General features: G+C 68.3%; 18 protein-coding genes and 1 pseudogene. 12 read left to right on the top strand and 7 right to left on the bottom strand.

Annotated features, from left to right (window positions below; translation table 11 throughout):
* Nucleotides 1-25 precede the first annotated feature (25 nt).
* The 4 genes and pseudogenes from FFS56_RS01130 to FFS56_RS01115 all read left to right on the top strand — a co-directional run.
* Nucleotides 26-615, top strand: a pseudogene (locus FFS56_RS01130) (IS5 family transposase); the annotation flags it as partial.
* A gap of 154 nt (nt 616-769) precedes the next feature.
* Nucleotides 770-1,039, top strand: coding sequence for a 30S ribosomal protein S15 (gene rpsO, locus FFS56_RS01125; protein ID WP_017830938.1), 270 nt, complete (start codon nt 770-772; stop codon nt 1,037-1,039).
* A 169-nt stretch (nt 1,040-1,208) separates the two neighbouring features.
* Nucleotides 1,209-2,078 (top strand): hypothetical protein, encoded by an 870-nt coding sequence (locus FFS56_RS01120; RefSeq protein ID WP_127012283.1) that lies wholly within the window; start codon nt 1,209-1,211, stop codon nt 2,076-2,078.
* On the top strand, nt 2,071-2,400 hold the full coding sequence (locus tag FFS56_RS01115; RefSeq protein ID WP_046748297.1) for a transcriptional regulator: 330 nt from the start codon (nt 2,071-2,073) through the stop codon (nt 2,398-2,400). Before FFS56_RS01120 ends, FFS56_RS01115 begins: the two co-directional genes overlap by 8 nt.
* Before the next feature lie 6 nt (nt 2,401-2,406).
* On the opposite strand, the gene FFS56_RS01110 is transcribed toward FFS56_RS01115, so the two are convergent.
* Complete coding sequence (locus FFS56_RS01110) at nt 2,407-3,411, bottom strand: 2-oxoglutarate and iron-dependent oxygenase domain-containing protein (protein WP_046748298.1); 1,005 nt, start codon at nt 3,409-3,411, stop codon at nt 2,407-2,409.
* Nucleotides 3,412-3,562: 151 nt separating this feature from the next.
* On the opposite strand from FFS56_RS01110, the gene efeU reads away from it, so the two are divergent.
* Genes efeU through efeB form a run of 3 tightly spaced genes read left to right on the top strand, consistent with a single transcriptional unit; the run spans nt 3,563 to nt 7,078 of the window.
* On the top strand, nt 3,563-4,507 hold the full coding sequence (gene efeU, locus FFS56_RS01105) for an iron uptake transporter permease EfeU (protein ID WP_046748299.1): 945 nt from the start codon (nt 3,563-3,565) through the stop codon (nt 4,505-4,507).
* Nucleotides 4,504-5,736, top strand: coding sequence for an iron uptake system protein EfeO (gene efeO / locus FFS56_RS01100; protein ID WP_127012281.1), 1,233 nt, complete (start codon nt 4,504-4,506; stop codon nt 5,734-5,736). Before efeU ends, efeO begins: the two co-directional genes overlap by 4 nt.
* A gap of 37 nt (nt 5,737-5,773) precedes the next feature.
* Nucleotides 5,774-7,078 carry an iron uptake transporter deferrochelatase/peroxidase subunit gene (efeB, locus tag FFS56_RS01095; protein ID WP_171010954.1) on the top strand — a complete coding sequence of 435 codons (1,305 nt, stop codon included), beginning with the start codon at nt 5,774-5,776 and terminating at the stop codon, nt 7,076-7,078.
* Between the two features lie 4 nt (nt 7,079-7,082).
* On the opposite strand, the gene FFS56_RS01090 is transcribed toward efeB, so the two are convergent.
* Together FFS56_RS01090 and FFS56_RS01085 are read right to left on the bottom strand one after the other, a co-directional pair.
* Nucleotides 7,083-7,958 (bottom strand): serine hydrolase, encoded by an 876-nt coding sequence (locus FFS56_RS01090; protein ID WP_046748301.1) that lies wholly within the window; start codon nt 7,956-7,958, stop codon nt 7,083-7,085.
* Nucleotides 7,959-7,968: 10 nt separating this feature from the next.
* Complete coding sequence (locus tag FFS56_RS01085) at nt 7,969-9,111, bottom strand: acyltransferase family protein (RefSeq protein WP_046748302.1); 1,143 nt, start codon at nt 9,109-9,111, stop codon at nt 7,969-7,971.
* A gap of 110 nt (nt 9,112-9,221) precedes the next feature.
* Between FFS56_RS01085 and FFS56_RS01080 the strand changes: the two genes are divergently transcribed.
* From FFS56_RS01080 to FFS56_RS01070, 3 genes are read left to right on the top strand one after another with little or no spacing between them, the layout of a single operon-like run.
* Complete coding sequence (locus FFS56_RS01080) at nt 9,222-10,448, top strand: LLM class flavin-dependent oxidoreductase (RefSeq protein ID WP_046748303.1); 1,227 nt, start codon at nt 9,222-9,224, stop codon at nt 10,446-10,448.
* Between the two features lies 1 nt (nt 10,449).
* Nucleotides 10,450-11,094, top strand: a complete 645-nt coding sequence (locus FFS56_RS01075; RefSeq protein WP_046748304.1) for an FMN reductase — start codon at nt 10,450-10,452, stop codon at nt 11,092-11,094.
* A 51-nt stretch (nt 11,095-11,145) separates the two neighbouring features.
* Entirely contained in the window at nt 11,146-12,498 is a 1,353-nt protein-coding gene (locus FFS56_RS01070) for an FAD-binding oxidoreductase (RefSeq protein WP_164734096.1), read from the top strand.
* A gap of 1 nt (nt 12,499) precedes the next feature.
* Here the strand turns inward: FFS56_RS01070 and FFS56_RS01065 are convergent, their stop codons facing one another.
* Nucleotides 12,500-13,189, bottom strand: coding sequence for a response regulator (locus FFS56_RS01065; RefSeq protein ID WP_046748305.1), 690 nt, complete (start codon nt 13,187-13,189; stop codon nt 12,500-12,502).
* Complete coding sequence (locus FFS56_RS01060; protein ID WP_127012279.1) at nt 13,186-14,475, bottom strand: ATP-binding protein; 1,290 nt, start codon at nt 14,473-14,475, stop codon at nt 13,186-13,188. Before FFS56_RS01060 ends, FFS56_RS01065 begins: the two co-directional genes overlap by 4 nt.
* Before the next feature lie 145 nt (nt 14,476-14,620).
* Here FFS56_RS01060 and FFS56_RS01055 point away from each other — a divergent pair, with 145 nt between their 5' ends.
* Nucleotides 14,621-16,060, top strand: a complete 1,440-nt coding sequence (locus FFS56_RS01055; RefSeq protein ID WP_127012278.1) for a cation:dicarboxylase symporter family transporter — start codon at nt 14,621-14,623, stop codon at nt 16,058-16,060.
* Between the two features lie 54 nt (nt 16,061-16,114).
* Here FFS56_RS01055 and FFS56_RS20395 read toward each other — a convergent pair whose 3' ends face one another.
* Nucleotides 16,115-16,291, bottom strand: coding sequence for a DUF5302 domain-containing protein (locus FFS56_RS20395; protein WP_017830923.1), 177 nt, complete (start codon nt 16,289-16,291; stop codon nt 16,115-16,117).
* Nucleotides 16,292-16,322: 31 nt separating this feature from the next.
* Entirely contained in the window at nt 16,323-16,907 is a 585-nt protein-coding gene (locus tag FFS56_RS01050; RefSeq protein WP_127012277.1) for a VTT domain-containing protein, read from the bottom strand.
* Between the two features lie 140 nt (nt 16,908-17,047).
* On the opposite strand from FFS56_RS01050, the gene FFS56_RS01045 reads away from it, so the two are divergent.
* On the top strand, nt 17,048-18,988 hold the full coding sequence (locus FFS56_RS01045) for a GDSL-type esterase/lipase family protein (protein ID WP_127012276.1): 1,941 nt from the start codon (nt 17,048-17,050) through the stop codon (nt 18,986-18,988).
* The last annotated feature ends 9 nt before the right edge of the window (nt 18,989-18,997 follow it).

Below are 18,997 nucleotides of genomic sequence, written 5' to 3'. Positions count from 1 at the left end.
GAGACGCTCTGGTGAATCGCACATGTGGGATGACCTGCTGGCGAAACTGACCGCGGCAGCAGACGCGGCGGGGTTGGTCGACTGGTCGTGGTCGGTGGACTCCACCATCGCTCGCGCTCACGGGATCGGCCGCTCCCGGGGCGGGTTATCGACGAAGATCCATCAGCTCGTTGACGGCAACGGTATTCCGCTGGTCCCCCTGATCACTCCGGGGCAGGCAGGTGACTCACCCATGCTGCTGCCGTTGATGAGGCAGTTGTGTGTCGCGCGTGACGTCGGTCGCCCGCGCACTCGACCGGAGGCGGTCCGCGGTGACAAGGCGTACTCGTCCCGCGCGATCCGTAGCCACCTCCGCGCCCGCGGTATCAAGGCCGTCATCCCCGAGCCTGATGACAGAAAGGGCACCGCAAGCGTCGAGGACCACGCGGCGGCAGACCCATCGGACTCGATGCCGTCGATTACAGGAACCGCAACGTGATCGAGCGCAACCACGCCCGTTTGAAACAATGGCGAGGCCTCGCGACCCGCGTCGACGAACACGCGGTGAACTACCGCGCGGCCGTCCGCCTCAACACCGTCATCGTATGGACTGGAGCTCTGTCAGACACGCCCTAGTCGACCACCGCCGACATCCCTTCGGTGCCCGTGTCACCCGAGCGAGCCGACGACTGGTAGACTCGTCAGGTTGCCGTTTGATCGGCCGCGGATAAAGAGAGCCCACGCATCAGGCGTCGGGCGCCGCGCAACAAGCTGAAAGGGGATCGAATCTATGGCACTGGAAGCAGACGTCAAGAAGGCGATCATCGAAGAGTACGCGACGCACCCCGGTGACACCGGATCCCCCGAGGTGCAGGTCGCGATGCTGACGCAGCGCATCAAGGACCTCACCGAGCACCTGAAGGAGCACAAGCACGACCACCACTCGCGTCGTGGTCTGTTCCTGCTCGTGGGTCAGCGCCGTCGTCTGCTCGGCTACCTCCAGGACATCGACATCGCGCGCTACCGCTCGCTGATCGAGCGTCTCGGACTTCGCCGCTAAGGCACCGCGACCCTGCGTTCAATCGCGCAGAACATTCTTGAGAAGGCCGTCCCACGGTGTGGGGCGGCCTTCGTCGTGCCCGCGTGCGTAGCGGTGCCGGTTGCGACCCGCCTGACTTTCCGATAGGAAAGTCATAGAGCTTTCCACCTGGAAAGCGGGGGAGGTCCTCATGGAGCAGAAGCCGATCGAAGGTCAGGACGCTCTGGTGCCACCGGACCCGGAGACCGCTCGGCGCTACCTCGAGACGGTGGAGGCGGTGGTAGACCGCCGTGACCGTGCCGTCGACCGACGCGCTCTCGCCCGACTGCAGATCGGCAACGCCGTGGTCATGGCGGCGTTTTTCGTCGCCTTCGCGCTCGTACTCCGGCAGGACGACGTGCTGGCGTCGCAGATCGTGCTGTTCATTCTCCTGGTCTGGGGGCAGCTGTCCACCGGGATGGCGCAGCGCACGGGTATGCAGTGGCGGATGACGCGCTCGCGGTGGCCGCTGTTGGTCGGCGGCGCAATGATCGTCATCGGTGCCTTCGTGGTGTTCGGGTTCGCTGCTCTGGATACGCGACTTCCCGTCGGGGTGGTGCTCATCCCGGCAGCCATCGTGCTCGTCGGAGTCGGAGGGCATGGCGTCGTGCAGCTCATACGGGCTGCGGGTGACCCGCGTCGTCCGCGTCCGGCTCCCCGGCCGCTGCCGCGTCGGCTTCGTTGGGGCACCGTGCTCGTCGGCGTCGCGTTCGCCGTGCTGACGGTGCTCGCGGGATCGCCGGACGACGTGTTGAGGAGTGTCATCACCCTGCTCGTGATGCTGTGCCTCGTGGCGTGGATCGCGGCCTCCGCCTCCGACCTCGGTCTCCCCGCTGTCGGCGCGTCATGGCGTTGGCCGCACCTCACCGTCTTCTTCGTCGCCGCCTGTATACCCGTGGGCATCGTCCTGGGATCCGGAGTGCTCGACAACGCGGGACTCGCCGGCATGTGCGCCGGAGTTGGCGTGACCGCGTCCTTCGTGGCTGTCTCCTTCGTCGCGGGGCACGGCGAACGTGCGTGAGTCCGCCTCCGTCCCGCACCCGCGCACGCGGCTGGACGACAACTTCGCCTCGCCGATCCGGTTCTCCCTCATGGCCGGACTGGGCGACGGGATGGAGCTCGACTTCTCAGCCCTGCGGGAGATGCTGCAGTGCGGCGACTCGCCCCTGAGCAAGGCGATCGCGCACCTGCAGGCCGCCGGGTATGTGGTCGCGCGCAAAGGCACGGTCGGGGGGCGCTCGCGCACCTGGGTGCGTCCGACGAAGGCGGGGCGTGATGCCTTCGCCGCGCACCTTCAGGCACTGCGCGAGATCGTCGCCCTCAGCGGTGGGGTGGAACTGTGACGTCCCTCAGGCGGTCGCGCCGACGAGGTCGGGGTGATGGATCGCCGCGACATCGGGGTGCGCCCGAAGCCGAGACTTGAGCGCGTTCTCGCCGTAGGTCGCATGGATCGGATTGCCGGGATCCTCGGTGACTCCGGTCGCTTGCGCAGCGAGGTCAGCGGGGAGCTCGAGCAGTGGCAGCTGCTGATCGAGCGCGGGGTTGAAGAAGAACGGGATCGAGATGCGCTCCTCCGGCGTCCGCGGTGAGATCACACGGTGGTTCGTGGCCTTGAGGTATCCGCCGGTGGCGTACTCCAGCAGCTCGCCGATGTTGACGACGAAGGCGCCGGGCACCGGGGGAGCAGAGACCCACTCGCCGTCACGCTCGACCTGGAGTCCGCCCTTGCCGGGCTCGACCCACAGCAGCGTCAGCACACCGGAATCCTTGTGCGCTCCGACGCCCTGCTGCGGTTCCGGCTCGTCCGTGCCCGGGTATCGCACGATCTTGATCAGAGTCGACGGATCGCGGAACGGCTCGTCGAAGTAGGTCTCGTCTGCGCCGAGAGTGACAGCCCAGGCGCGAAGAAGCTTGCGCGCGATCTCGGTCAGGGTGTCGTGCCACTCCGTGACGATCTCCTTCAGCTCCGGCTGGGCTGCGGGCCAGAGGTTGGGGCCGGTGAGCCGGTTGAAGGCGGGGCCGCCGTCGACGGGTTCGCGCTCGGGGCCGATGTCGATCTGCTCGCGCCAGTCGACCTTCCCCTGCGTCCGCTCGCCGCCCACTCGGGTGTACCCGCGGAAATGCGGGCTGTTCACGTTCTCGATCGCGAGCTTGTCCTCTTCGGGCAGGGCGAAGAAGTCGAGCGCCGCCTGATGGAGCCGGGCCTCGAGCTCGGAGGAGATCCCGGTGCCGGTGAGGTAGAAGAAGCCGACGTCGTGCGTCGCGGCCCGCAGCTCTTCACGGAATCGTGCGGCGGCGTCGGGGCCTTCGTCGAGCTGGGAGAGGTCGAGGACGGGGAGCGAGAGTTCAGCCATGGACCGAGGCTACGTCGCCTGGACGGGGAGGGTGCCCTGTGTTGCAATCCATTACTTCCCGCCGTCGGGGTTCGGAGCACGTCGATCGCGGTGCTAGAGTCATCCTTCGGTAAGGGCCGCCTTACCTCAGTCACCGCAGAGAGTGTTTTCCGTGCTCGCCACTTTTCTCATCGGGCTCCGCGAGGGTCTCGAAGCCGCGCTCGTCGTCGGTATCCTCGTCGCCTACCTCCGTCGTCTCGGCCGGAAGGATGCCCTCCCGAAGATGTGGGCAGGAGTCGGTCTCGCTATCGTCCTGGCGCTCGGCATCGGAGCTGTGCTCACATTCGGTGCCTACGAACTGACGTTCCAGGCGCAGGAGCTGATCGGCGGAGGTCTCTCGCTGCTCGCCGTGGCCATGGTGACCTGGATGATCTTCTGGATGCAGCGCGCTGGTCGCAGCATGAAGGCCACGCTGGAGGGCGGTATCGATCGCGCCCTCACCGCCGGTGGGCTCTGGGCCCTGATCGCCATCGGCTTCGTGTCGGTCGCGCGCGAGGGTATCGAGACCACGCTGTTGCTGTGGTCGATGGTCCAGTCCTTCGGAGACGCCCCCTCGGCGCTGCTGGGCGCGCTGCTCGGACTGATCGCTGCCGTGATCATCGGCTGGCTGATCTCTCGCGGCGCGCTGCGACTCGATCTCCGCCGCTTCTTCGCCTGGACGGGGGGCTTCCTGGTGATCGTGGCCGCCGGTGTCCTCGCTTACGCGCTCATGGACCTCCAAGAGGCCGGAGCGCTCCCTGGCCCGTTCACCGCTCTGGCCCCGATCGATGCGGTGACCGGGGGCGTGGCCGTCGGATGGGCGGCCTTCCCCTTCGGCTGGGCATTCGACGTGTCGGCGACGATCGCCCCGGGCGGCCCTCTCGCCTCGATCCTGCAGGCGACCATCGGATTCATGCCGGCGATGACCTGGTTGCAGGTCGTCGCCTGGGTCCTCTACATCTCCGTCGTCGGATGGCTGTACATCCGCGGCCTCCGCTCGAGCCGTGCGGCGAAGCCGCAGAGCCCGACGGAGCCCTCATCGACATCTCCCTCCCTCTCACCTCAAGGAGCAGCATGACCACCTCGCACCGGATCTTGGGGGTGCTGGCCGCCACCGGCGCCGCGGCGCTCGTCCTCAGCGGCTGCGTCGCGAAGAGCGATGCACAGGCCACGGCGGCGTTCGACGTCTCGTCGACCGACAGCGACTGCGCCGTGTCGGCGTCGACAGCCGAGAGCGGGACTCTCACCTTCGACGTCAAGAACGACACCGGTCAGGTGACGGAGTTCTACCTTCTCGCCGAGGACGGGCTCCGCATCGTGGGTGAGGTCGAGAACATCGCACCGGCAGCATCGCGCACGTTGACCGTGGTCGCCCAGCCGGGCGACTATTTCACCCTCTGCAAGCCGGGCATGGTCGGCGACGGCGTCGGGAAGACGGCGTTCACCGTCACCGGGGACCGTGTCGCGGTCGACGGGCCCGATGCCGAGCAGAAGCAGAAGGCCGTCGATCTCTACGGTGCCTTCGTCAAGGATCAGGTCGGTCAGCTCGTCCCCGCCGTCGAGGACTTCGTCGCCGCCTACGAGTCCGGCGACGACGAGACCGCCCGCACCCTGTTCCCGCAGACTCGCGCCTTCTACGAGCGCATCGAGCCGGTAGCCGAGGCGCTGGGCGACCTCGACCCGCGCATCGACTACCGCGAGGTCGACGCCGTGGCCGAGGGGCTGGACTGGACGGGCTTCCACCGCATCGAGAAGGATCTGTGGGTGCCTGCGCAGGACGCGCTGAACGCGGACGGTGAGACCCCTGCGTGGCAGGACTGGGCGCCGTCGACACCGGAAGAGCGTGCCGATTACGGCGACCTGCTGCTCGCCGACGCGCAGGAGCTGTACGACTACGTGCACTCCGACGACTTCACCACCGCGCTCGACGACCAGGGCATCGGCGGCATCTCCAACGGAGCGATCGCGTTGCTCGATGAGGTCGCGACCGGCAAGATCTCCGGCGAGGAGGACTGGTGGTCCGGCACGGATCTCTACGACTTCGCGGCAAACGTGGAGGGCTCCAAAATGGCGTTCTCGCTCGTGCAGGAGTTCGCCGCCGCACAGGGCGATCAAGGCAAGGAACTGGTCACCGAGATCGAGTCCGGCTACACCGCGCTCGAGGACTCGCTCGCGACCCACGGTTCGCTCGCAGCCGGATTCGTGGGTTACTCGGAGTTGACCGAGGCCGACAAGCGCGAGTTCACCGATCTGATCAACGCCCTGGCCGAGCCGCTGTCGCAGCTCACCAGCACGGTCCTCGACTGATCAGCGTCGAGTCGGCCCACCGGATACGATCACGGACGTGAACGAGTCAGAAGCGGATGCCGCGCACGGTGAATCGGCGTCGGGCGGGGCATCCACCCCGACCGGACTGAGCAGGCGCGGCCTTCTCGGGCTGGCCATCGGTGGCAGTGTCGCGGGGCTCGCTGTCGGGACCGGCGCCGGCCTCACCGGGGGAGTCGCACTGGGGCGCGCCAGGGCTGCCGATGACGCGCATTCGGCCTACGACTTCTTCGGAGAGCATCAGGCGGGCATCACCACTCCGGTGCAGGACCATCTGCACTTCGCCAGCTTCGACATGATGCCGCGCACCGACCGCGATGACCTGATCTCCCTGCTGCAGGACTGGTCGTATGCGGCGTCGCGCATGGCGCAAGGACTCGAGGTCAGCGCGACCGGCGCGGTCGGCGGACCGGCCGAGGCGCCTCCGGACGACACGGGAGAGGCGCTGGGGCTGCCCGCTGCAGGACTCACGATCACGTTCGGCTTCGGACCCGGTCTCTTCGAGAACGAGGACGGTGACCGGTACGGCATTGCCGCGCAACGGCCGGCGGGGCTGGAGCGTCTGCCCGCCTTCCTCGGCGACGACCTCGATCCTCAGACCTCTCACGGTGACCTCTGTGTCCAGGCCTGTGCCGACGACCCCCAGGTGGCGGTGCACGCCATCCGCAATCTCAGTCGCATCGCGTTCGGCCGCGCGCGCCTGCGCTGGTCGCAGCTCGGCTTCGGTAAGACGTCGCGCACCACGGCGATGCAGGCGACCCCGCGCAACCTCTTCGGATTCAAGGACGGCACCGCGAACATCCTCGCCGACGACACCGAGGCGCTGAGGGATCACGTCTGGGTCGCCGCGAAGGACGAGCCGGCGTGGCTGGCCGGTGGTTCCTATCTCGTGGCCCGGAAGATCGCGATGCTCATCGAGACGTGGGACCGGGTGCGGCTCTCCGAGCAGGACACGATCATCGGCCGCGACAAGGGTGAGGGTGCACCGCTCTCCGGCGGCGATGAGTTCACCGCTCCGGACTTCCACGGCAAGGCGATCGACGCCAACAGTCACGTGAGCCTCGCGCACCCGGAACACAACGACGGCATCCGCATCCTCCGCCGCGGCTACAACTACGTCGACGGCAACAACGAGCTCGGTCGTCTCGACGCCGGGCTGTTCTTCCTCTCGTATCAGCGCGACCCCGCGCAGTTCATCGCGTTGCAGCGGCGGTTGTCGACCGACCTCATGAACGAGTACATCCGCCATGTCGGTTCGGGTATCTGGGCGGTGCCGGCAGGCGCGAGCCCCGGTTCCTACGTGGGAGCCGCGCTGTTCTCCTGAGCGGTCACGGCTCGCGTGTGCTCGTGAGCGTCTCCACCGCGTACGCGGCGATGGCATCGGCGCCGAAGTGATCGTCGGCCGTGATCGTCACCACGGCATCGTCGAGGAAGATGAGCAGTTGGCCGTAGGCGCCGTGAAGTCTCCACGCCGGCCCGGGGCCGCCCCATCCTGCGAGGGCGTAGCGATCGTAGCCCGCGTTCTCGCCGGCGACCCGCCACTCCGTGTGCATCGCGTCGATCCATCCCGAAGAGATCAGTTGTCGGCCCTCCCACGCGCCGCGCTCCCTGATGAGCAGGCCGAGGCGCGCCAGCTCATCGGTGCGCAGGGGCAGGCCCCCTCCCGCAGCGATGCGACCCTGAGGGCTGCGCTCCCATTCCACGTCATCGATGCCGAGCGGGCGGAACAGTCGGGCGTCGAGGTATTCGCCCACATCTCCGACGCGTGCGCCAAGCGCGGCCATGGCGGTGTACGTGCTCGCGTTCGAGTACTGGAACGAGCGTCCGCCCGACGGGCGTCGCAGGAACTCGCGGGCCAGGTCCGGCCAGTCCGTCAGCAGCGTCTCGGACCACGGCAGATCGATCCCGCTGGTCATCGAGAGCAGATCCCGCAGCGTGACGTCCTCGACGCCATCTCCCAGCTCGAAGTCGGGGAGGTAGATGCCGACGGGCACGTCGAGCGACACCGCGCCCTCGTCGGCTGCCATTCCCGCAGCCAGAACGCAGACACCTTTCGCGATGGAGTGGACGTCCTCCCGCACGTCGTCGGTCCAGCGATGTTCAGCGGACTCGGTGGCGATGCGGACGTGCAGCCCGTGAGCGCCGAACCCGGTCTCCTCGATGCGTTCGACGATGCGGTCTCGGACGGTCTGTGCGCGGCTCACGCCTTCGAGGCTATCGCCCTGGCTGGCGGGGGCGCCGCGAGCCCGTCGGGTCGTTCCGGCGCCCCTCCTTGGAGGCGAGCGCCGGGTCGGCGAACAGCCACCCTGGCCGGGGTTCCACCAGGGGGCGGAAGACCCATCTGATCGGCTTCGTCGCCAGCGCGAGGGCGATCAGCACCGACGACACGGTGACGAGGGGGAGCCAGATCCAGGTCGGCTCGAGGCTCTGCAGGATCCCGCTCTCGCGGAAGGGGTACAACACGAACGAATGCAGCAGGAACACGTACATCGTGTACTGGCCGAATGTCGTCCACCAGTGGGCGCCCCGCGGGATGAGGGCGAAGAAGGCGGCGCTGAGCACGACGGCGAGCATCATCAGGAGTATCCGCACCCCGCCGGCCCACCACTGCTCCCCGCCCAGATCGGCATAGGAGTCCTCGTAGAAGAGCCAGTGCCGCAGATCGGCCGCCTGCCACAGCGGAAGCCAGTTCCAGGCCGCCCAGCCGGCCAGTGCGAAGATCGCGACGGCGCCGCCGCGGATCCACCAGGGACGGAAGTCGAGGAGACGGAACCTGTCCACGATGTCGTGCTCGCGCAGCCACCAGCCCAGAGTGAAGAAGGGGAGGAGCCCCAGGGTGCGGGACAGCGAGAACGTGCTGTCGACGTTCGGCAGGTATCCCACGCCGACCGAGATCACCACTGTCCACAGCAGTGGCCACCGAAGCAGCGCGAGGTACGGGAGCACGAGCCGGAAGATCCCGAGTGCGAGGAGGAACCACAGCGTCCAGCTCGGCTTCGTGATGTTCGGATCGACCTGTCCCTCGACGAGCCACTTGGTGAGTGTCCACAGCGTCTCGAAGATGACGTAGGGGAGCAGGATGTCCGTGATCACCCTCGCCATCTGCGTCTTGGAGGGGGAGCCGGACTTCGAGAAGTAGCCGGAGATGATCGCGAACGCCGGCATGTGGAACGCGTACAGCGCCAGGTAGAACGCGAAGGCGATGTCGGAGTCGTACGTGAGGCGCTGAATCGCGTGACCGAGCACGACGAGCACGATGCAGACGTATCGTGCGTTGTCCCAGAACGGCACACGCCTCCGCCTGCGGGGGACCGATCCTGTGGTGGGCCCTGAGACGTCGGCGCCGGCACTGCTCATCGTTCGAGGCTACAGGCCGGGAATAAAGTTGATGTGAGCGCGTTGACACAGATACATTCAAATGAATAGAACGGGATGCGAGTCGTCCGGTTCGGAGACACGGAGCAATCATGAGCGAGCAGTCAGGCGCGCAGGCGATGCAGTTCGGCATCATGTCGGTCAGCGACATCACCCGCGATCCCACCACGGGAATCACCCCCAGCGAGCAGGAGCGCATCAAGGCGACGACGGCGATCGCCGTGCACGCCGAAGAGGTCGGACTCGACGTCTTCGCGATCGGCGAGCACCACAACCCGCCGTTCTGGTCCTCCAGCCCCACGACCTTCCTGGCGGCACTGGCCGCGCAGACCGAGCGCCTCATCGTCTCCACGTCGACGACGCTCATCACCACGAACGACCCTGTGCGCATCGCCGAGGAGTACGCGATGCTGCAGCACGTGTCCGACGGCCGCATGGACCTCATGCTCGGCCGCGGCAACACCGGCCCGGTGTACCCGTGGTTCGGGCAGGACATCCGTCAGGGTCTGCCGCTCGCGATCGAGAACTACGCCCTGCTGCACAAGCTGTGGCGTGAGGACGTCGTCGACTGGGAGGGCAAGTTCCGCACCCCGTTGCAGGGCTTCACCTCGACGCCCCGTCCGCTCGACGGCATCGCCCCGTTCGTGTGGCACGGCTCCATCCGCACCCCGGAGATCGCGGAGCAGGCCGCCTACTACGGAGACGGGTTCTTCGCGAACAACATCTTCTGGCCGAAGGAGCACTACCAGCGGCTCATCGAGCTGTACCGTCAGCGCTTCGAGCACTACGGCCACGGCACGCGCGAGCAGGCGATCGTGGGACTCGGCGGCCAGGTGTTCATGGCCGCGAAGTCGCAGGACGCGGTGAACCAGTTCCGCCCGTACTTCGACAACGCGCCCGTGTACGGTCACGGTCCGAGCATGGAGGACTTCACGGAGATGACCCCGCTGACGGTGGGCTCTCCGCAGCAGGTGATCGACCGCTACGCCGGCATGCGCGAGCACTATGGCGACTACCAGCGCCAGCTGTTCCTCATCGACCACGCTGGTCTGCCGTTGAAGACGGTTCTCGAGCAGCTCGACATCCTCGGTTCCGAGGTCGTCCCCGTGCTGCGCAAGGAACTGGCGAAGGACCGCCCCGCATCCGTGCCGGACGCGCCGACCCATGCCGCGCGCGTCAAGGCCGAGTTCGGTGACGGGCCGACCCGTCAGGCGCGCCCCGGTGCGAACCGCGGAGACAACCTCACCGGGGACTCGCCCTACCAGGACACCCCGGCGCCCGCGGGTGCTGCCTTCGGACTCGGCCGGAAGGAGGCCTGACATGACCACGCGTCGTATCGCCGTCGTCTCGGCGGGATTGTCGAACCCGTCGTCCACCAGGATGCTCGCCGATCGCCTCGCGGCCGAGACCGTGAAAGCCCTCGCCGCACACGACATCGAGGCGAGCGTCGACGTGATCGAGCTGCGCGACTATGCGCACGACATCACGAACAACATGCTCACCGGCTTCGCGCCGCCGGCGCTCGAGACGGCGATCAACACCGTGGTCTCCGCCGATGCGCTGATCGCTGTGACGCCGATCTTCTCGACGAGCTACTCGGGCCTGTTCAAGTCGTTCATCGACGTGCTCGACCCGGACGCCCTCACCGGGAAGCCCGTGCTCATCGGTGCGAACGCGGGCACCGCCCGGCACTCGCTGGCGATCGACTATGCGATCCGCCCGCTGTTCGCGTACCTCCACGCCGAGGCCGTATCGACCGGAGTGTTCGCGGCATCAAGCGATTGGGGCGGCGCGGGCGACGACGTCGCTCCGCTCGCCAAGCGTGTGGAGAAGGGGGCGAAGGAGCTCGCGGAGGCGATCGCACGTCGTGGAGCCTCCGAGACAGTCGATCCCTACGACCCTGCCACGTACCTGGGTGAAGGGCGCTCGTTCGGCCACATGCTCGGCGGTCTGGCGGGCGAGTGAGTCGCGCATGACGCCATCGACGATGTCCGAGGGATGTCGTACGGTGGCGTCATGCCAACGCACCCCGCCATCGTCGCGCTCCAGGACCGACTGACCGGAACCCTCGTCCTTCCCGCAGACACGGCGTACGCCGCGGCGCGTCGACCGTGGAACCTCGCGATCGAGCAGCATCCAGATGCGGTCGCGACGCCCGCCGACGTCGACGACCTCCGTGTCCTCCTGCGCGCAGCACGGGAAGCGGGGACGAGCCTCGCGATCCAGCCGAGCGGCCACGGCGCATCCGGCGACCTGAGTGGTGCCGTCCTGGTGCGCATGAGCGCATTCGACGAGCTGTCCCTCGACCTCGAGAGCGGGGTCGCGACGGTCGGCGCCGGCGTGCGCTGGGGCGCGGTCGTCGAGGCGCTGGAGGGAACCGGCTGGGTCGCGCCGGCCGGCACCAGCCCGGTCGTCAGCGTGGCCGGGTACACACTGGGCGGCGGGCACTCCTGGTTCAGCCGCACGGTCGGTCTCGGCTCCGACAACCTGCGCGCGGCATGGGTGCTCCGCCCTGACGGCACGCATGAGCGCATTGACGATGACACCGACAGCGACCTCATGTGGGCATTGCGCGGAGCCGGAGGCCTGGTGGGGATCGTGACCGCGCTCGAGGTCGAGCTCGTGCCGGCACCGGACACCTGGGGCGCCAACCTCACCTTCGATGTCGTCGACGCTCCCGCGGTCGTCCGTGCGGTCCGCGACCTCGCCGCATCAGCAGCCGCGACGCTCAACGTGTTCGTCAACTCGATGCGCATGCCGGATGCGCCGGAGCTGCCGGAGCAGATCAGGGGACGCAGCTTCCTCACCGTCCAGGTGCTGTCGACCGATGGGCCGCAGGACGAACTGGTCGACACGGTGCGTAGAGCAGGGGAGGTGCGCAGGGAGATCACCGGTCCGACTTCGCCCGCTGCACTGGCCGCCGCCTCGAACGAGCCCACGGAGCCGACCCCTGGCCGGGGCGCTTCGATGGCTCTGAGCATCCTCGACGACGAGACGATCGATGCCCTCCTCGAGTTCAGGGAGCTCCCGGAGCACTGGCCGATCATGGGCATCGACCTCCGCATGCTCGGCGGTGCCTTGAACGCCCCGCGCCGCTCGGGCTTCGCATCGCTGCAGTCCGTCGGCTGGCTTTTGCACGCTCTCGTCCCGGTCATCCCCGGTGTGCCGACCGAGCCGGGCGACGCGAGTCTCGTGGCGTTCCGCGAGCTCCTGGCGCCGAACGAGGCCCCGCAGACCGTGGCGACCTTCCTCGGCCCTGATCAGTCGCTCGACCGATGCGGCACCGCCGACGATGTCGCCCGACTGCGCAGCGTGCGGTCGCGCGTCGACCCCGAGGGACTGCTCCACGAAGGACGACTGCCGCGCTGACCTAAGCGGGAGGCGGTCCGGGGCGTCTCCAGTCGTACTCGGTCTCCGGTCGTCCCCGTGTGCCGTAGCGTGCGCCCCGTGTCAGCACACCCTCGGCGACCAAATGCTCCAGGTAACGGCGCACCGCGACCCGAGACATGCCGAGTCGCTCGGCTGCCTCCCGCGCCGAGAGCGGTCCGCCGGCGCGCAATTCCGCGGCGACCCTGTCCAAGGAGGTCGTCGAGAGTCCCTTGGGCAGCGCGATCGTTCCCGTGGAGCGGCCGAGCAGTGCATCGATCTCCGCTTGGGTGGCCTCGCCCTCGGTGGAGCGCGCCTGTTCCCTGTATGCGCGGTACTGTTCCATCCGCTCGCGGAACACGGTGAACGGGAACGGCTTGACGAGATACTGGAACACCCCGAGCGCAGCCATCTGCCGCACCGACTCGGCGTCGCGCACACTGGTGATCGCGATCACGTCCAGCGCTGCGGAGCGTGCTCGGAGCGCACGGAGCACGTCGACACCCGAGCCGTCCGGCATCGTGATGTCGAGCAGTACCAGATCGAATGCGCCGGGTCGATCGAGCACTGCCGTCATCGCGGCGCGGGCGCCCGTGCACTCGCCGGTCACCTCGAAGCCGTCGAGACGGGCAAGGTAGTCGCGGTGCAGTTCGAGCGTGAGTGCGTCGTCGTCGACGAGGAGCGTGCGGATCATCGCCGCCGCCGCCCTTGCCGTTCGCCCGCGGCGGGGAGGACGACTCGGAAGGTCGTCGGGGCATCCGTCACCGTCACCGAGCCACCTGCCCCGCTCACCACCGAGCGCACGAGGGCCAGGCCGATGCCGCGCCCTTGCGCATCGGCGGGTTTCGTGGAGAATCCCTGGTCGAACATCCGCTCGCGCACGGCCGGCGCTATTCCGGGACCGCTGTCGGAGACCTCCAGCACGATTCCGTGGCCGTCGTGCGCGCGCAGCGAGACCCGCACCCACCGGTCGTCCGACTCGGCCGCGGCATCCATGGCGTTGTCCACGAGGTTGCCGAGCACGGACACGGCGTCCACGGTCGAGAGAGGAGTGCGGGGAGTGTCCGGCTCGATGTGCACCCGCCAGTCGATGCCGCGTTCCTTGGCCTGCGAGGCCTTTCCGAGGAGGAGCGCTCCGACGGCCGGATCGCCGTGGCGTCGCGCGGTCACCTGGTCGACGAGGGACTGGCTCTGACGGGACGTCTCCGTGAGGATCTCGATCGCCTCGTCACGGCGTCCGAGTTCGAGCAGGGCCACCGCGGCGTGCATCCTGTTCCCGTGTTCGTGCGTCTGCGCTCGCAGCGCTTCCCCCAGGGTGCGGATCGATTCGTACGACGACACGGCGTCGCGCAGCTGGCCGGGCGGGAGGTCGCCGGCGATTCGGCGGGTCACGCGGCGAGCGATGATCGCGCCACCGGCGCCGAGGGCGACGAGGGCGATCGTGATGCCGAGCGTGAGAGGCAGGCGGCGGATCAGCGTATCGCTGATGGACTCGGTCGTCACCCCTGCGGCGACCCAGCCGATCAGGTCGTCATCCGGCGCGGTGACCGGGACGATGGTCCGTACCGATGGTCCCAGGGTGCCGGTGAACTCCTCGGTGAGCGTGCGCGGCGACGCGGGGATCGTGCCCAGGTAGGTTCCGCCGATCTGGTCGGCGTCGGGGTGGGTGATCCGCGTGCCGTCGGGAGTCATCACCGTGATGAAGTCGAGCCCCGCACCGGCGACCACGGTCAGCGAGTAGGGCTCGAGCACCCGTGTGGCCGCTTCCCGGTCGTCCGAGCTCAGACCGTCGATCACGTCCGGGGAGGCAGCGAGCGAGACGGCAGTGGCGGCCGTGACCCGTTCCGCCTCGGCGCGGATCGATCGTTGCGCCTCCAGCACCAGGAAGCCCGCGACGAGGATGCCGATCACGACGGCGGCGACCAGCAGCACGGCGAACACACGGGAGGCGGTGCTGCGGGTGCGGGAGGGGCGCGCCATCGCTTCCTCCGATCGTCGATGCTCAGGTGCCGTGACCAATACGACCACAACTCGCCCCGATGCGGGAAGTCGAGGACCGTGAACTCTGATCGGCGGCGAAGCAGCCGCCCACCGGACGATGACGTCGATGATCGAGGAGGACGCGATGGCGCTCACAACAGGATTCTCACTGCCGAAGTTCAACTGGCGGCGAGGGAAGCAATCGTGGGACCGGCACACCTGGCTGTATGTGTCGGTGCTCCTGGCGGTCGTGCTCGGTGCGGTCGTCGGTCTCGTCTGGCCCGAGGTGGGACAGGCTTTCGAGCCGCTGGGCAAGGGATTCGTGGCTCTGATCAAGATGATGATCGCCCCGATCATCTTCTGCACGATCGTGGTCGGAGTGGGGTCGATAGCCAAGGCGGCCACCGTCGGCAAGATCGGCGGACTCGCGCTGCTGTACTTCATGGTCATGTCGACCTTCGCCCTCGCGATCGGTCTCGTCGTGGGGAACATCATCCACCCGGGCTCCGGACTCGACATGGCCTCGTCGACGTACGATGCGGTCGAGGCGGAGGCCAAGACGACACAGGAGTTCATCCTCGGCATCATCCCGACCACGTTCTTCTCGGCGTTCACGGGTGAGAGCGTGCTGCAGGTGCTGTTCATCGCGCTCCTCGTCGGCTTCGCCCTGCAGGGGCTCGGCGACCGTGGCGCCCCGATCATGGACGCGGTCAAGCAGCTCCAGAAGCTCGTCTTCCGCATCCTCGGCATGATCCTGTGGCTGGCTCCGCTCGGGGCCTTCGGTGCGATCGCCGCCGTGGTCGGCAAGACCGGTGTCGCCGCGATCTGGAGCCTGGGCACGCTGATGGTCGCCTTCTACATCACCTGCGTCCTGTTCATCGTCGTCATCCTCGGGGTACTGCTGTGGACCGTCACACGGGTGAACATCTTCGCGCTCATGAAGTACCTCGCCAGGGAGTACCTGCTCATCGTCGGCACGTCTTCCTCGGAATCCGCGCTGCCCCGGCTGATCGCGAAGATGGAGTTCGTCGGCGTCTCCAAGCCGGTCGTGGGCATCACCGTTCCGACCGGGTACTCGTTCAACCTCGACGGCACGGCCATCTACCTGACGATGGCCTCGCTGTTCATCGCCACGGGCATGGGCCAGCCGATGACGATCGGCGAGCAGATCGGTCTGCTCGTGTTCATGATCATCGCGAGCAAGGGCGCCGCCGGAGTCACCGGCGCGGGCCTCGCCACCCTCGCCGGCGGCCTCCAGGCATACCGCCCCGACCTGGTGGACGGTGTCGGGGTGATCGTGGGCATCGATCGGTTCATGTCGGAGGGGCGAGCACTCACGAACTTCACCGGCAATGCGGTCGCGACCCTGTTGATCGGCACGTGGACGAAGCAGATCGACCGCGACCGCGTGCGACGCGTGCTCAGCGGGGAGCTGCCCTTCGACGAGTCTCTGCTCGACGGCGTCGATGCGCACGAGCCGGTGGGCAGCGCCCAGGCCGCTGACATGCAGGAGCTCCGCGAAGCGGCGGTCTCCGAGATGGCGGCGAAGGAGGAGCGGGCCCGGCTCCGCGCCGACCGCCGCTGAGACGGAAGTGGGGGATGCGGGAGCCCGGCCGAGCCGGCTCCCGCATCCGCGCGGTCAACCGCTCTTGCGTCGGAACTCGCGCCGCGTCTGCGGGGCGTTCGCACTGTGCACGGCGGAATCGCCGTCGAGGTGTGCCTCGCCCTGCCGGTGGTGCGCGTTCTTCTTCTCGAGCGCTTCCTTGAACTTGCGCTTCATCTCCTCAGAAGAGGAGGCGCCTTCTTCGGTGCTCATGACCCGAGCCTAGGGCACGTGCCCGGGTGGGTCACCCTCTGGAGCGACGCACGCACAGGTCGATCAGCGCCCCGATCCCGATCGCGAGCACGATGGAGACGGGCACGGCCACGAGCGGACCTCCGGGGACGAGCGTCGCGACAGTTGCGCCCACCGCGGCCTGGTACAGCGCCCACCCGGTCGCAGCGAGACTGACGAGCGCGAGGTAGCGCGGCGGGTGGACACGCGATGCCCCGGCGACCAGATTGATCGCAAGCCGCGCGAACGGCACGAACCTCGCGGTGAACAGCACCGTGGCCATCCCGCCGTCCAAGCGGCGGCGAGCCCAATCCAGAGCCTGGAGCACTCGTGGTGCCCGCATCCACCGCCAGCGCTCGGTGCCCACCGACCACCCGATGAGGTAGCAGCAGGCGTCACCCAGAGCAGCGGCGACGGCGGCACACACGACCACAGCCCACAGGGGCGGGGAGCCCGTCGTGACCGCGATCGCACCGAGGGCGGTCACCGCGACCTCACCGGGCACCACGACGAAGAAGGCGTCCCCCACCACGAGCACGCTCATCAGGACCAGGCTCCAAGGGCCAGCGAGTGAGGCGGTCAGCAGATCCGTCGGCACGTCGCCCACTCTGCCCCCAGAGGGTGAACGGGAACCAAAGAACGGATAGCCGGTGACCCGTTCTCCAGCATCCGGTGAACATCCGGTGCAGAAGGGCGTCTGCGGGCGTCCCCGCTCGTGCGGACCGTCATCCTGGGCCTGTGAGAGTAGCGATCGTCACCGAGTCCTTCCTTCCGCACATGAACGGTGTCACCGGCTCGGTGCTGCAGATCCTGCGACACCTCGAACGGCGAGGGCATGAAGCTCATGTCGTCGCGCCCGCGGCCGTCGGCGCACCGTCCGAGATCAGCGGTGCCCCCGTCGAACCGATACCGAGTCTCGCTCTTCCGGGGTACCGGCACGTGAGGGTGGGAACGTCGAGCGCTCACCGCATCGCCACCTCGCTCGCTCGCTTCCAGCCCGATGTCGTGCACCTCGCTTCCCCTTTCGCATTGGGGTGGCGTGGGGTGCTGGCCGCCGAGCGCCTGGAGCTGCCGGCCGTCGCCGCCTATCAGACCGACGTCGCCGCATACACCGAGCGCTATCGGGTCGCGGCGACCACGGGCATCGCCCAGGCTCACATCGCCCGCCTGCATCGACGCGCCACCATCACCCTCGCGCCCTCCGCCGACTCGGCCAGGCAGCTCACCGCGCTGGGTATCGACCGCGTGCGTCGCTGGGGGAGGGGCGTCGACGCCGAGCGGTTCCAGCCGTCGCGACGCGACGGCGCGCTCCGAGCCGGCTGGGGCGCCGACGTCGTCATCGGCTACGTCGGACGTCTCGCGCCGGAGAAGCAGGTCGAAGACCTCGTCGCACTCCGCGGTATCCCCGGCACACGCCTGGTGATCGTGGGGGACGGGCCCAGCAGAGCGAAGGTGGAGGGGCTGCTTCCCGATGCCCTCTTCCTCGGCCACCTCGACGGGGACGCGCTCGCCGCGGCGATGGCATCTTTCGACCTGTTCGTCCACCCCGGCGAGAGCGAGACATTCGGTCAGACCCTGCAGGAAGCCCATGCGAGCGGTGTCTCCGTGATCGCGACGGGTCGCGGCGGTCCGCTGGGTCTCGTGCGCATGGGCGTCGACGGATGGCTCTACCGGCCGGGGGACCTCGACGACCTGCGGGGTCGGGTGTCCGACCTCACCGGCGATGCGCGCAAGAGGCGGGCTTTCGGCGAGGCCGGGCGCGAAGCCGTGCAGGAGCGCAGCTGGGAGAAGGTATGCGACCAGCTCCTCGACCACTTCGACGAGGCGAGGACGCTGCATGCGGTGGACTCCCGGGCTCGCGCTCGTCGCCTCGTGCGGCCCGAGCCGCCCGCGACGATCGTCTCCCGTCGGTGGCGGCGGTACGTCGCGCTCGGTGACTCTCTCACGGAAGGGCTCTGCGATCCGGCCCCCGATGGTGCGCTGAGAGGATGGGCCGACCGTCTCGCGCTCCTGCTCGCCGCCGGAGGAGGTCTGCACTACGCGAACCTGGCCATCAGGTCCAAGCGCGTCCGGGACGTCGCCGGACTGCAACTGGCCAGGGCACTCGAGCTTCGGCCCGACCTCGTGTCGATCCTGATCGGTGCGAACGACCTCGTGAAGCCCCGCGTCGATGTCACCGCGCTCGCCGCGGAGCTCGAGGACGCCGTGCGCCGGCTGCGGGGAATCGGGGCGGACGTGCTCCTCGTCACGCCCTTTCTCCCCGGCCGTCGCGCTGCGTCGATCTATACGCGGAGGTTCTCCGCCTTCGCCACCGCGTTGAGCGGGATCGCCGCCCGCACCGGCGCGATCCTGATCGATACGGATCTGCACCCCTCGCTGGCCGAGCGCGCGAACTGGGGCGAGGATCTGGTCCACCTGAGCAGCCGGGGCCACCGTTTCCTCGCCTACCGTGGCGCCGAAGTGCTCGGTGTCCCCGATGCCGATGCGCTCGGGGTGCTCGACGCAGCGATGCACGACCATGAGACCATCGGTGCCGGTGTGTGGTGGCGACGGCATGCGCTTCCGTGGGTCTGGCGCCGCCTCAACGGTCGCGCGGCGGGTGACGGGAGGATCGCGAAGCACGATGGCTACGTGTACCTCGGTCGGCCGTCTGCGGCGTTCGCTGCGGTCGTGCCCTGAGACCCCGCT

Origin of the sequence: Microbacterium sp. Beta (genome assembly GCF_005502545.1) — a bacterium.
Lineage (GTDB): Bacteria > Actinomycetota > Actinomycetes > Actinomycetales > Microbacteriaceae > Microbacterium > Microbacterium oxydans.
This window is presented reverse-complemented; position numbering and strand designations above follow the sequence as displayed.